The 13379-nt window shown below is 65.0% G+C and carries 16 protein-coding genes; 11 read left to right on the top strand and 5 right to left on the bottom strand.

Going from position 1 to position 13379, the window contains the following annotated elements:
- Positions 1–159: 159 nt before the first annotated feature.
- Positions 160–663 (bottom strand): hypothetical protein, encoded by a 504-nt coding sequence (locus QGN32_RS21365; protein ID WP_326546217.1) that lies wholly within the window; start codon positions 661–663, stop codon positions 160–162.
- Between the two features lie 235 nt (positions 664–898).
- On the opposite strand from QGN32_RS21365, the gene QGN32_RS21360 reads away from it, so the two are divergent.
- Positions 899–1024, top strand: coding sequence for a hypothetical protein (locus QGN32_RS21360; protein ID WP_263987531.1), 126 nt, complete (start codon positions 899–901; stop codon positions 1022–1024).
- A 60-nt stretch (positions 1025–1084) separates the two neighbouring features.
- On the opposite strand, the gene QGN32_RS21355 is transcribed toward QGN32_RS21360, so the two are convergent.
- Positions 1085–1456 (bottom strand): hypothetical protein, encoded by a 372-nt coding sequence (locus QGN32_RS21355; protein WP_326546216.1) that lies wholly within the window; start codon positions 1454–1456, stop codon positions 1085–1087.
- Positions 1457–1851: 395 nt separating this feature from the next.
- On the opposite strand from QGN32_RS21355, the gene QGN32_RS21350 reads away from it, so the two are divergent.
- The 7 genes from QGN32_RS21350 to QGN32_RS21320 all read left to right on the top strand — a co-directional run bounded on the left by QGN32_RS21350 (position 1852) and on the right by QGN32_RS21320 (position 8766).
- A complete protein-coding gene (locus QGN32_RS21350; protein WP_326546215.1) occupies positions 1852–2997 on the top strand; it encodes a tyrosine-type recombinase/integrase in 1146 nt (381 codons plus the stop codon).
- Entirely contained in the window at positions 2957–4063 is a 1107-nt protein-coding gene (locus QGN32_RS21345) for a tyrosine-type recombinase/integrase (protein WP_326546214.1), read from the top strand. Before QGN32_RS21350 ends, QGN32_RS21345 begins: the two co-directional genes overlap by 41 nt.
- Positions 4060–6309 carry a tyrosine-type recombinase/integrase gene (locus tag QGN32_RS21340; protein ID WP_326546213.1) on the top strand — a complete coding sequence of 750 codons (2250 nt, stop codon included), beginning with the start codon at positions 4060–4062 and terminating at the stop codon, positions 6307–6309. Before QGN32_RS21345 ends, QGN32_RS21340 begins: the two co-directional genes overlap by 4 nt.
- Positions 6299–6736, top strand: a complete 438-nt coding sequence (locus QGN32_RS21335; protein WP_326546212.1) for a DUF6262 family protein — start codon at positions 6299–6301, stop codon at positions 6734–6736. Before QGN32_RS21340 ends, QGN32_RS21335 begins: the two co-directional genes overlap by 11 nt.
- A 95-nt stretch (positions 6737–6831) precedes the next feature.
- On the top strand, positions 6832–6981 hold the full coding sequence (locus QGN32_RS21330) for a hypothetical protein (RefSeq protein ID WP_442791745.1): 150 nt from the start codon (positions 6832–6834) through the stop codon (positions 6979–6981).
- Positions 6971–7303, top strand: coding sequence for a helix-turn-helix domain-containing protein (locus QGN32_RS21325; protein ID WP_024449211.1), 333 nt, complete (start codon positions 6971–6973; stop codon positions 7301–7303). Before QGN32_RS21330 ends, QGN32_RS21325 begins: the two co-directional genes overlap by 11 nt.
- A 128-nt stretch (positions 7304–7431) precedes the next feature.
- Entirely contained in the window at positions 7432–8766 is a 1335-nt protein-coding gene (locus QGN32_RS21320; protein WP_011856875.1) for a hypothetical protein, read from the top strand.
- 349 nt (positions 8767–9115) lie between these two features.
- Here QGN32_RS21320 and QGN32_RS21315 read toward each other — a convergent pair whose 3' ends face one another.
- The gene (locus tag QGN32_RS21315; protein WP_011856876.1) at positions 9116–9808 is read right to left on the bottom strand and encodes a TetR/AcrR family transcriptional regulator; all 693 of its coding nucleotides are present in this window, start codon (positions 9806–9808) and stop codon (positions 9116–9118) included.
- A 102-nt stretch (positions 9809–9910) separates the two neighbouring features.
- On the opposite strand from QGN32_RS21315, the gene QGN32_RS21310 reads away from it, so the two are divergent.
- From QGN32_RS21310 to QGN32_RS21300, 3 genes are all read left to right on the top strand, one after another.
- Positions 9911–10423: a PaaI family thioesterase gene (locus QGN32_RS21310; protein ID WP_011856877.1), complete on the top strand. Its 513-nt coding sequence runs from the start codon at positions 9911–9913 to the stop codon at positions 10421–10423.
- Entirely contained in the window at positions 10420–11091 is a 672-nt protein-coding gene (locus tag QGN32_RS21305) for a TetR family transcriptional regulator (RefSeq protein WP_011856878.1), read from the top strand. Before QGN32_RS21310 ends, QGN32_RS21305 begins: the two co-directional genes overlap by 4 nt.
- 78 nt (positions 11092–11169) lie before the next feature.
- Positions 11170–11634 carry a DUF6188 family protein gene (locus QGN32_RS21300; RefSeq protein WP_024449209.1) on the top strand — a complete coding sequence of 155 codons (465 nt, stop codon included), beginning with the start codon at positions 11170–11172 and terminating at the stop codon, positions 11632–11634.
- 48 nt (positions 11635–11682) lie between these two features.
- Here the strand turns inward: QGN32_RS21300 and QGN32_RS21295 are convergent, their stop codons facing one another.
- Positions 11683–12732 carry an LLM class flavin-dependent oxidoreductase gene (locus QGN32_RS21295; protein ID WP_011856880.1) on the bottom strand — a complete coding sequence of 350 codons (1050 nt, stop codon included), beginning with the start codon at positions 12730–12732 and terminating at the stop codon, positions 11683–11685.
- Positions 12729–13325: a TetR/AcrR family transcriptional regulator gene (locus QGN32_RS21290; RefSeq protein ID WP_011856881.1), complete on the bottom strand. Its 597-nt coding sequence runs from the start codon at positions 13323–13325 to the stop codon at positions 12729–12731. Before QGN32_RS21290 ends, QGN32_RS21295 begins: the two co-directional genes overlap by 4 nt.
- Positions 13326–13379: the final 54 nt, after the last annotated feature.

Raw genomic sequence — 13379 nt, 5'->3', positions numbered from 1 at the left:
ACGCGGTGCTCCTGCGGCGTGGCTAAGCGCCCGCGCGCAACCGCCACTGCCGCACGCCTTCTCAGCGCCTCCAGCTCGCCGCTGCGACACCGTGCCCCACACCGCCCAGCTCGCACATCCGGCCACATGCTCAGGAAATTTGACGGGCACTGGCGGATCTCACCACAGGGTGGGCTGGTTAACCAGCGGCGCCGCCTGGACCGCAGCGTCGTCCCAGCCGTGGCGCATCGCTTCGCGCAACGCGACCGACCGTTCGCGCCGCAGGCCCCGACTGTCGAAGCGTCGCACCGCGTATCGGCCGCCGCCGCGGCGCATCCGCGCCATGCAGTCCATGTTGTCGCCCTGCGAGCCCGAAACGACGTGCGGGTGGGGATCTGTCGGCGCCGCGAACTTGACGCACACCGGGTTGTGGCACTCGTGTAGCCCGAGCACCCCGGCGGCCACCACACCGGACACGATTGCCAACGCGTAGCGGTGCGGGCGAACGGACAAACCCGCTTCCTCGCGGGTGAGGTAGAAACGGCCGTAGTCATCGGCGCCGATCGCGCCGGCCCAGATGTTGCAGTCCGAAGCCGTTGGCCCGCAGTCGACGTGGCTGTGAAAGCGGGCGATTTCCGCAGCGTGCGCACGCCGATCAACGATCAACAGCTCCGCGCTTCTCATAGCCGTTGAACCTAGCCGTCAGAACTGACATTCAGAGCGCTCAGCGCGGCGAGCTCCCACCGGCGTTGTGAACGCACTCCCAAGGTCCTGTGTGGTCCTGCAACCGCCGCCACACCGGGCACGCTGAGTAGAGCTGGCCAGACGCGTTGCGGGCGCGCCGGTCGAGCGCTTGCACCGCACGATGCTGAACCGGCTCGTGCGCCCACGTCCCCGACCTGCGTAGCGGCGGGCTGGCATGACACCGCACGCACGCGCCGACCAACGCCGCCCGGCGCCACTGATTCCGCACGCCGACGACCACGCCTCAACGCCCGCCGCACATCACGCCGACGCGGCGTCGGCCGGCGGCTCACTGATGTAAGGGTCAACAACTCCCATCGGTCCACCGGCCACGCCACCCGCACCTAGTGCATGCGAATCGTCACTGGCCGTGGGCTTCAGTCCGCGGTCCGTGCCGCAGCATGGTACGAACTATTCCGATCCCCAGATCGGTGCGCGCGGCGATCGTCGTCAGCGTCTCGCCACGGCTCTGCATACGCACGACCGCCGCGCCGCCCCTGGCGCGCTGCGCAACCACCTTCTTGGCGACTTCGACGTCGAGCTGCTGGCGCAGCTGGGCCAGGCGCTCCTTCTTCCAGGTTTCGATTTCGGCGATCTTGCCGACAGCGACGAGAATCTCCGCGGCATCGTCGATGTTCGCCTTCTCCTTCGCGGCGCGGGCCTCGTTGGCCCGGCGAGACGCTTCATGGGCGCGCTTGCGGGCCTCAAGCTTCGATATCCGTGGTGTTGTCATGGTCGGGACCCTAGAGGCCTGCGAGCCGATCCGGCCACCACCACAGCCACATTCGTCGTTCACCAATTTTTTCGCCGCCGCTCCTGCCGCACCACCGTCTCTGCCCACACCCCACCGCTGCCCACTCCTCTCACCACCGCGCACAGCTCCCCAGCTACCTGTCCCACGACCCCCTTTCGTAGCCCAACGACAGACCACACACCTCTTGCACTCAGGAGAAGAAGGTCGCGAATCAACCTGAAGTTGACGCGTATATCTGGCGCATGGGACCAGCGCCGGATGCGCTTCATTGAACCACTTTCGTGTTCCTCCTGGTAGACGGATTTCGCTCGCAGGTGTGGTAACTTGCGGTTGTCATTGACAACTCTAAGTTGACGATAGATGGAGGTTCTCTTGTGAGCGTTCCGGGGTCGGCGCACTTGGTTCTTGCCTCGGGCGTGGTTCACCTGGACGAGGCCAGCGCAGTCTTCGAAGCGATGCTGTCTGGGTGGGGTCGTCAACAGGCGTCTCGGCTACTCGCTGCTGAGGCCACGATCGAGCCGCGGCTGGCGTTGGTGCGGCGGTTCGCAGAGTTCGCCGGGGCGCCTCCGTGGGACTGGACTGCCGGCGATGTCGAAGACTTCACGGCCGCTTTGATGTCGGGCCCGGAACGCAAAGCACCGTCGACCATTCGCGGCTATCACATGTCGTTGCGGATGTTCTGCGACTACCTACTCGATAGCCGCTACGGTTGGATCGCGCAATGCGAGAACAGGTTCGGACGGATCCCATCGCAGGTCTGTCACGACTACAACACCGCCGCGCATCTGGTCGACTACGAGGGCAAGCCCGCGCGTCGCCCGTTCACCTACGACGAACTGGAAACATTGTTCGATTTCCTCGATGATCGCGTCGATGTTCTCGCTCGGTCCAGGAACAAAGGCGCGTTCGCGGCGCTGCGCGACGCACAGATGATCAAGACGGCCTACGCCTTCGGTTTACGCCGCCGCGAGCTGTGCTATCTCGATCTCGCCGACCTGCGTCCGAACTCGCGGATGCCGGCCTGGGGCACGTTCGGCGCCGTCCACGTTCGCTACGCCAAATCACGTCGCGGCAGCTCTCCCAGGCGTCGCACCGTGCTCGCCGTTCCGGAGTTCGACTGGGTGATCGACGGACTGCGCCAATGGGTCGACCACGGCCGCCCACTCCTCAGCCCCGGGAACCGTCAAGAGCTCTGGCTGACCGAGCGTCGACGGCGCGTGGCGACCAAGACCATGGATAGGCGATTCGCCGTCGCACGGGTGCAAGCGGGACTGCCTGCCGAGCTCACCTTGCACTGCCTGCGGCACTCCTATGTCACCCATCTGATCGAGTTCGGTTATCCGGAGCGGTTCGTCACCGCTATCTACAGCCCCTGGAAGGGTGTCCGCGACGTGCACCACGCATCGAAGAAGGGGGTGAATCCGTGTGGTGGAGGTGGTTATCTTCTGCCGTCCATCACGCAGATTCTTCGGAGGTTCGATGCTCGTACAGCGGGTGCTGACGCCCGGCTCGTCGCTTGAATCCTGGACCGTCCTCGGCGACGGCGGGCCGGTGGAGCCGATCGAGCGCTACCTGGCCTACATGACCGATATCGAGCGGTCCCCGAACACGATCAAGGCTTACGCCCACGATCTGAAGGACTGGTTCGTCTACCTCGATATCCGCGGCCTGGACTGGCGTGAGGTGCGGCTGGAGGACCTCGGCGAGTTCGTCTCGTGGTTGCGGCTGCCGCCCGCCGGCCGCGCGGGCGGGGTGTCGATGCTGCCGTCGGCGGACCATCATTGCTCGGCGGTGACGGTCAACCGAAAGCTCTCCGCTGTCGGTGGTCTGTATACCTTCCATGCCCGTCACGGTGTCGATCTGGGAGATCTGGTCACCGAGTTGCAGCCGGCCCGGCGGCGCCGGTCGGGGTGGAAGCCGTTCCTCTACCACCTCAGCGGCGGCAAGCCCGAGCGGCGGCGCACGATCAAGCTCGCTGCTGCCCGCAAGCGGCCGACCTTGATCACGGCCACCCAGATGCAGGCCATTCTGGATTCCTGCACACGGCTGCGGGATCGCTTCTTGTGGGCGCTGTTGTGGGACAGCGGCATTCGGATCGGTGAAGCCCTCGGCTTGCGGCACGAGGATCTGGCGGTGGCCGAACGGGAGCTGACCGTCACCCGCCGGATCAACGACAACCGGGCCCGCGCGAAATCGCCGCAGCAACGCACTGTCCCTATCAGTGCCGAGTTGGTCCGGCTCTACGGGGACTATCTGCATGCCGAATACGGAGACCTGGATTCGGACTACATCTTCGTCAACCTTTGGGGCGGGGCATTCGGGCATCCGTGGACCTACGCCGCGGTCTACGACCTGGTGCTGCGGTTACGCAAGACGCTCGGGTTCGATTTCGATCCGCACTGGTGCCGCCACGCCTACGCCACCCGGCTGTTGCGAAACAAGACCCCAATCGAGGTCGTGAGCAGCCTTTTAGGGCATTCCTCGCTGGCCACGACCCTGGATATTTACGGTCACCTGTCGGTCGAGGACGCACGCCGAACGCTGGCGGAGGCCGGCATCCTGACGGGGCGGGAGGTGCGGTGGTGACCGCAGTCGAGGTTACCGAGACCTTTGGGGCAGCACCAGGATTGCTCGGCAAGTTGATGGCGGTGGTGCGGCCGGAGTTCCGCGCCGACATCGTTGTCCCCGTGCGCGGCGCGCTGGTGTTCGACGCGTCCGGCTGCCGGGTGCCCGGCTGTGTTCGCCAGCCCCGCACCCGCGGCCTCTGCAAGGGCCACTACTACACCTGGAAAGACCAGGGCCGCCCCGACATCGAGGTCTTCGCCGCGACTGCGTCGCCGGTCGGGCTCGGCCGCAAGGAACTGACGGTCTGCGCCGTGTCCGGCTGTCGTTTCGGCGGCACCCGGCGCGGCTTATGCGTTCGCCACCACGGGATTTGGGAACGAGCCGGACAGCCGGACAAGAACTCCTGGCTGGCCACCGCTGCCCCGGAGCACGATCCTGATCACCCGGTCTGCGCACTGTCGTATTGCACGCTCTGGACGCAGGGACGGTCGCAGTTCTGCGTCAACCACCGGTCACGTTGGGAGGCCGTGGGCCGACCCACGCTCGCCGATTTCATCGTGCTGTGTGAGTCCTACGGTGACGACCGTTTCGACTTCCGCGCCTTCGGTGACCGCCGCCAGATCAAGCTGGAGATGCAGTATGCGCTGCAATGCCGTCACGACGAACGCCAGATCAAGACCCCGTCCGCGGTTGCGCGGCCGGTGATCGCGCTGGTCGCCGCGAGCGATGTGGTGTCGCTGCTGGACTGGCCGCTCGAACGGTGGAGCGAGTTCTTCGACGCCCGGCACAAGGCCCAACACGGTCAGAACGGGCAGCTGGCGTTCCTGCGCTACGCCCACCGCTGCGCCGAGGACCTGCATGTCGGCACCGGCTGGGAGGCCGAGTTCCCCAGGGACGTCTGGGAATTGCGGCGCGTCGGCATGGAAGGCAACAAGCGGCTGCGATTCGTCGACATCGGCCAGCCCTGGCTACGGCTCCTGGCGAAACGGTTCGCCCGCTGGCGGCTCAGCGTCGGCCGCAGCCACAACCAGACCTACATCGACGTCCAGGCCATCACCCGGCTCGCCGGGTTCCTGACCACCTCGGCAGCCGAGGTCACAGGCTTGGCCGGCATCACCCGGCCGCTACTGGAACGCTATCTCGCCGACCTGGCCACCGATCCCCGTGCACAGCACTCCCGCAGCCGCGACATCGGGTCACTCAGCGCGTTCCTCGACGCGATCCGCCGCCACGAATGGGATCCGGCCCTGCCAACAGCCGCGGTGTTCTACCCCGACGACTTTCCCAAGCCCGACAAGCGGCTACCCCGCGGGCTGGCCGAGCACATCATGGCCCAGGTCGAACAGCCGGCCAACCTCGATCGCTGGAACCATCCCGAAAGCCGCCTGCTCACGCTCATTCTCGTGCGCTGCGGGCTTCGCCTCGGGGACGCCTGCGCGATCGGATTCGACTGTGTCGTCCGTGACGGTGACGGCGCGCCCTACCTGCACTACACCAACCGCAAGATGAAACGCGAAGCCCTGGTCCCGATCGACGAGGAAGTCGAACAGGCCATCGCCGTTCAGCAGCAACGGATCCTGCGACGCTGGACCGAGGGCAGCCCGTGGCTGTTCCCGGCGCCGAGGATGAACCCCGACGGGCGCAAACCACTGACCACGCACTCCTACCGCGGGCAACTGCGAGACTGGTTGGAACGCTGCGAAGTTCGCGACGAGCACGGCAGACCCGTGCATCTCACTCCCCACCAATGGCGTCACACTTTCGCGACCAGGCTCATCAACCGTGACGTCCCGCAGGAAGTGGTGCGGGTCTTGCTCGACCACTCCAGCGGTGATATGACCGCTCACTACGCTCGGCTGCACGATCGCACCGTCCGCCGCCACTGGGAGGACGCCCGCAAAGTCAACACCAAGGGCGAGACCATCACCATAGACCCGAACGGTCCACTGGCCGAAGCGAATTGGGCCAAGCAGCGGCTCGGCCGTGTCACCCAGGCCCTACCCAACGGCTACTGCGGACTGCCGGTGCAAAAGAGCTGCCCGCATGCCAATTCGTGTTTAACGTGCCCGATGTTCGTCACGACCGCGGAGTTCCTGCCACAACACCACCAGCACCGTCAGCAAGTACTGCAGATCATCTCTGCCGCCGAGGCCCGGGGCCAACAGCGCCTGGTCGAGATGAACCAACAGGTCCTCGACAACCTCGACACCATCATCACCTCGCTCGAAAACGACGATGGCACAAAGGAATCTGCCGATGCGAGCTGACAACAGTCGTCACATCGTCGCCGCCGCGAAGAACCGTCGTGAACTTACCCGGGCCAAAGCGATCCAGGCGTTGAAGACGCTCGACAACAACGGCGCCACCATCACCTTCGAGTCCGTGGCCACCGCCGCGAACGTCTCGCGGTCCTGGCTCTACGCCCAGCCGGACGTCCGCGCGGAGATCGAACGCCTCCGCGACGCCGGCCGCCGCGCGCCTTCGACACCGGTCCCGGCTCGGCAACGCAGCTCCGACGCCTCCCTGCTCAAGCGCCTGGAAGCCGCGCACGAACGCAACCGCAAACTCGCCGAGGAGAACGAGGGTCTGCGCCGTCAGCTCGCCGAAGCGCTCGGCCAGCTGCGGGCCGCCACCAGAAACACCCCGAGACCCCGGAGAAACCATTCCAACCCGGTAACAATCGGCCCCTGCTGAAAGGCATGACGATGCACTCACCAACAGCGTCAACAACACCGTCGTCGAAAAGAAACCACTGGTCAGAGCGTCGGGTGAGCCCGGAGCTCAAGATAATGCAGCAACAGGTGGGGCACTCGTATGCCTCGACCACCGCGATCTATACCTCGGTGTCCGACGACTTCAAGACCAAAACACTGCAGGCGGCGCTGCGCCGCGTCTACGGATCATCCACGACGACAGGTGAAGGCGGAGATGAGCACTAGGACCGTGCTGCGGTGGAACCTGCGTCAGCTGATGGCCCAGAACGGAATGTTCGCCACCACCGACCTTGTCGCACCGCTGCACGAGCGTGGCGTGGAGATCTCCCGACAGATGGTGCACCGGATCGCGACCAAGCCCCCGCAGCGCATCAATCTCGACCTGCTCGCCGCCCTCTGCGACATCTTGTCGTGCACGCCCAACGACCTGCTCGAGCTCGTCGCCGAACAAGTCCGTGAGGCGCCCGCGGTCAACGACAGCGGACCCGGCATCGGCGACCTGCGACCCATCCGCGCCACCATCCGCCGCCCCCACGACAACCAGTGACTCAGCGGGCCTGCTGGGAGTGTGCAAGCACCATCCGGCTAACCCCACTGACGCACGGGCGTCGCATCTGTGTCGCATGCCGTCGCAGACGGCACTATCACCCCGAGAAATGCCCGCGGTGTGAGACCGTGCGGCCACTGGCGTGGCAGCTCGACGATGCCATCGTGTGCGCCTCCTGCGCCGGTGTCGCATCGATCTTCACCTGCAGCGAATGCGGCCGCGAAGAACACCCCTACGGGTTCTACCGATGCGCCCGCTGCTTCCTACGCGAGCGCCTCACCGAGCTGCTCACCGACCCGATCAGCGGCACGATTCATCACCGACTACGGCCCGTGTTCGACGAACTGATCAACGCCGACCGCCCACAGACGGTGCTCTGGTGGCTGCGAAAGAAGCCCGGTACCGGCCCGCAGCTCCTTCGCGACATGGCCTGCGGAACGCGTGAAATCAGCCACGACACCTTCAGCGATCTTCCCTCGGACCGAGCCCACGATTACTTGCGCAGCCTCCTGGTCGCGGTCGGCGTTCTGGGCCCGATCGACATCCGCGTCGAACGGATGCTGCCCTGGATCGAGGACGTTGTAGCCGAGCTTCCGGCCGAAGACGCCGCCATCGTTCGCCGATTCGCGCATTGGCATGTACTGCGCCAGATGCGCAAGGCCTCCCACGAGAACCGGCTGACGAGATCGATGACCGATGCCTGCCGTCGTCGCGTCCGCGTGGCGATTCAGTTCATGGCGTTTCTGCACACCCACGACGCCACTCCGGCGACAGCGACACAGGAGATGCTGGAGCGCTACCAGGCGCTCCACCGGAGGCCGCTCACTGCCGAGTACGCCTTCCTCGTCTGGCTACGCCAATCCCGCATCAACACCACACTGAGGGTCACCGATCCGCCACGGTCACCTCCCTCGGTAACCGTCTCGGATTCCCAGCGGTGGGCCGCCGTCGGGCGGCTGCTGCACGACGACACAATCCGCCGCAAAACCCGCATCGCGGGACTGCTCACATTGTTGTTCGCCCAACCTCTTTCGCGCATCGTCGCCCTGCGATCAAGCCAAATCTCGATCTCCGACGATCACGCCGTGCATGTCGTCTTCGCCGCCATCCCCATCCAAATGCCTCCCCTACTCGACGACCTCATCCGCGAGCATCTGGAGCAGCAATGCGAAAGCCGCTACACCCCATCCCATACGGGCTGGCTGTTCCCCGGCCGACTTCCCGGCACCCACCTGTCCACCGAGAACATCCGCACCCAGCTCGTCGCGGTCGGGGTGAAACCCTACGAACATCGCAAAGCCGCCCTCTTCCAGCTCGCCAGCGACATGCCCGCACCCGTGCTGGCCGAACTGCTCGCGATCACCACCAAGAACGCAGCCGCCTGGGCCAAACTCGCCGCCCGCGACTGGACCGATTACGTCACCGAACGCGGCAGATCAATGCCGCATCGAAGGCGGAGCTAACTCGCAACAGCGATGTCGTAACCACTCCATGCCGCCGAGGCCACGATTCGCCTGCTCTCGTCAAAGTTGTTCTTTGTCAATCCTCCTCGCCACAAGTCAAGCAATCGAGAAACGGGTTCAAGCAGTTGCGCGCCCTCAAGCGTCTGAGACGCCGAACCGCGGGTGACCTGCACTTCGGGTAGCTCACTACCCTGCTGCGAGTCTCCGCACCTCGCTGTGGAACGGAAACCAGCGTACGGCCTCGCCGATGATGGCGACGAATGGTCCTTCGATGCCATCACCGACGCGATTTGCGAGAGGCGAAAAGGGCCCGAAGACCAGCCGGCTCGACATTGTGATTTCGTTGTGCCTAGCGAGCTGAGCGCGCCGGGCGGCCCGTCTTCTTGGTGGCGATGTTCGATTTTATGGCGTCGCTGTCGGTGTTGCGGTGGGCGGCGAGAAAGTCATCGACGATGTTCGCGCAGTCATTGTGAGTGATAGTGCGAAGCCCGGTCATTCGGGCGAAGGCGAGTGGTCCGACGAGTTGGCAAAGCGCCAGTTCCTGGTCGAAGTCGTTGAGTTCGGCTTGAGCTTTTGGGCTGGTGAGTACGGCGTCAAATGGTTGACGATATTGATCGACAACTCGGGTCCGTAGCGCCCCGGATGTGTGGCGGTCTTCCGCTTGGGCATTGGAGCCGGTGGGCCCCAATGAGAGCCACGCGAGTGTCGTGACATGCAGCGGTGCGTCGTTGAAAAGGGCGGCTTGGCGGCTGAGCAATTCGATCAGCTGCTCACGGAGGGGTCCGCTGGTCGGTGCCGGAGTGGTCACTTGTGGAAGTAGGCGTTCGAACGTGGCTGCCAGTAAATGCGACGAACTGTGGAAGTGGCGGTACAGCGTGGTTCGGGCCACTTTGGATGCTTTGGTGACGGCATCGATAGTGACCGCTTCCACCCCACCGGTGCTCAGTAGCGTTGCCGCAGCATCCAGCAGCCGGGTGCGTGACCGGATGAGCCGAGGGTCCACGTCGTCGTCAGGGACGGGCACTGCCTGACTGTCGCTCACTCGTTCACCTCGGCGGTCGATCTTCACGCGATGCTGTCACGGCAGTCTAGCAGTGTGGTACTAACGGTAGCGCAGCGAAACCGATCGTATTGGAGGGTGACGGTGCCCGAAAGCCTGTTGCCGCCCGAGCGGCTGCCCTCGCACACCACGACATGCATGGGTTGCGGCCCGGACAACCCCCACGGACTGCGGTTGGTGGTGCATCGTAGCGGCGACGCGGTGTACACCGATGTGACGTTCGATGAGCGCCATATCGGGGCCCCGGGCCTGGCCCATGGCGGGGCAGTGGCCGCGGCATGTGATGACGTCCTGGGCTTCACGTTGTGGATCGCCGGAACCCCGGCGGTGACCCGCACCCTGACGGTCGAATATTTGCGGCCGGTGCCGCTGCATCAGACCCACCGGATTACTGCCCACATCGTCTCTCGTGAAGGGCGGGCGCTGCATGTCACGGCGACAGGCACGGGTGAGGGTGGGATCGCCCGCTTCACCGCCAGTGCAGTGTTCATTGTCGTCAGCCCTGAGCACTTCGCCGCACACGGCGATGTCAGCGCTTTCGGCGATCTTCTGGAGCAGTTCTCGCGCCGCGGCGGCCTCGACCCGGAGCCGTCATGACTGTCCCTCAGGCGCGCAGCCACGGGAAAACCCCGCCTTCGGAAGCGAACTCGGTCGCTGCAGAGAAGCGAGCCGCTAACGCGTCGCGTTCACGCGCGTCCGCACGGCGCCGGGAGACCATTCTTGATGCAGCTTTGGTCGTGGCCGCGGCGGGTGGTTACGAGGCGGTTCAGATGCGGACAGTTGCCGAGCGGGTCGGCATCGCCGTCGGCACGCTTTACCGCTATTTCCCGGCGAAAACCCACTTGCTGGTGGCAGCGCTGACGCGCGAGTTCCGTCGACTCGACTCGGCCGGGGACTGGGCGAGTGGTGAGGGCACACCGCTGGAACGGCTCGAACGGCTCACCGCACATCTGCATGACCGCTGGCAGCGCGACCCATGGCTGACGACGGCCATGACACGGGCCTTCGCAGTCGCAGATACCCGCGCCGCCGCGGAACTCGACCGCGCGGCCGATGAGATCCAGATCCTGCTGGCCCGCACGCTCAGGGGCGGCGAGCCCACTCCTACCGATCTGCACGTGGCTGGGATCATCTCCGACATCTGGCTGGCCAACCTCGTGGCCTTCAGCGGCCACCGCGCGACAGCCGCCGACACCCGCGACCGCATTGACCGAGCCACCAGGCGCGTCGTGACCAGCGCTGCTAGGCCAGCCGTCTACCGGTAACGATACTGCTGGTATCGCAGCGATACTTGGCGTACTCTTTGGGGATACGGCTCAACGATGCGTCGAAAAGAGACTGCCATGTACACCCAATGGATCGAAAACCTTGTCGTACAACGCCTCTCGCTGCACGGCGGCCTGGTTCTGGATTTCGATGATTACAACGAAATCGTCATCTCCTGCCCCCTACTATTGACGCTTCCTGCCGTCGGCACCTACCCCATCGAGGCGGTGCGTATTGACCCCCTCAGGATCGCGACCCACGAACGCCCGCTGCTGAACCTCGCCGGCGCACTGTGCACCCAGGCCTGGTCCAGCGACGATGGAGGGCTACACCTGAGCTTCTCGCGCGGACATCGCATCGATGTCGATCCCGACGCTGAACAGACAGCGTGGGAGCTCTATGGCATGCGCCACGGCTACATGGCCTGTCTACCTCAAGGACGGGTACGCGTGGTCCGCCATGACCTCCCCGACACCGACGACGCCAACATCGTCAACAGCGTCAGGCAATCATCGGCGGGGTCGGCGCGGCAGACCCACTAATCCGGCCGCGGACACTGCGACGGGTCGACTTGGGCGGCAATACGTGGATCAGGTTGAACGTGGACAGGACCGCCCTGGCGACATCGAGGCGGGCGAGCATTCCCGGATGATGCTGTCGAGGTTTTGTTGCACGCGTTCGGCAGTGATGCCGACCGATGGTGAATACAGCATGATGTGGTCGAGGACGCCGTTGTACCGTCTCAATTGTTCACGGACCTCGTGCGCCGTCCCGGCGACACCCATGGCGTCGATCATCTCCTCGGACACAGCGGCGAACATCGCCGGGAAATCGCGCTGGGCGAATGCTTGCCGGATGGCTCGGCCTTCGCTGGCGAAGCCGTTCACATCGAGTACCGTCTCGTAGGATTTGACCGAGGAGTAGAACGCAATCTGCTGCGCCAGTTCGCGCCTGGCGACCTCGGCGTCGTCGTGGATGGCGCACATCACCATGGAAATGATTTCCACGTCATTGGGGTCGCGGCCGGTGTGCGCGGCGCCCCTGGCGATAGCGGGCCGGACGACCTCTTCGACGTAGGTGGTTGTGAACAGCGGATGTCCGGCTAGGCCGTCGGCCACCCGCCCGGCCGCCTCGCACATCCGGGGCCGGACACCGGCAGTGACGATCGGGATCGGCCTGCTGGAGGGTCCCACGTCGCCGGTCGGGGTGAGATTCATTCTGTAGAAACGGCCCTCGTGATGGATCGGGCCTTCATGCAGGTTCCATATCCGGCGCAGCAGCATCACGAGTTCTTCCATCCGCAGGGCGGGTGCGGAGGTGTCGGGCACGCCGTGCCAGTCGCCCATCATCCGTTTGGTGCCGTTGCCGATGCCGAGTACCAGTCGTCCGTTGGAGAGTTCGTCGAGGTCGCGCGCCTCGGTGGCCAGCACCAGGGGGCTTCGGCCGACGCCGTAGAGAATGGAGGAACCGATCCGACAGTTCTGGGTGCTGTTGGCCATCGCGGCCATGGAGATCGATCCGGACCGAGAATAGAACTCCGAGGCCCATACGGCGTCGAACCCGGCCGCATCAGCGGCCTGGGCGGTCTGGGCCAGTGACTTCAGATCCGCGCCGAGAACCGACAGGCCGTAGGTGCTCATGACTGGTCTCCTGTGCGCGGGCGCAGCCCGTCGAACATGACGGCGCTGAGGGTGCTGGCGACCACCGTCTCGTCGAGGTGGTTATCGGTGACCAGGTACATGAGTGCATTGATGGTGACCGCGCCGAACAGCGCAATCGACGTCGATCGCGCATCGGGCTGAGCGACGAGGGATCCGTCGCGGGCCCCTTCGATGAGCAGGGTTTCGACGGGTTGTTGGTAGGCGGTATTGATCATCTCGGCGATAGCCGGCATGCGGGCCGCTCGTCCCAATTCGCCGATGAGTGCACGGCATACCGCTGGCCGCTGCGCCATTGCCCGCAGTTGTGCGCGGATCACGAGTTCGAGGCGTTCGGCACCGGTGCCGCCGGTGTGCACGATCGCGGTCACAGCATCGAAGATGTCCTTGAGGAGGTCTTCGAGCAGGAAAGCAAGGATGTCCTCTTTACCGGCGAAGTAGTAGTACAGCGTCGCTTTCGGCACACCGGTCACCGCGGCGACGTCTTCGATCTTGGAGTCGTTGAGCCCCTTCTCGGCGAACAAGTCCGCCGCGGCGGGAAGCCGGTCAGAGATCTGACGTGGAATCTTGCGCATTGCCCCCCTGTCCCGTTCGGCCGGTTTAGACTGCGAGTCTAAACCGTCGTTACT

It is taken from the genome of Mycolicibacterium sp. ND9-15, assembly GCF_035918395.1.
Lineage (GTDB): Bacteria > Actinomycetota > Actinomycetes > Mycobacteriales > Mycobacteriaceae > Mycobacterium.
This window is presented reverse-complemented; position numbering and strand designations above follow the sequence as displayed.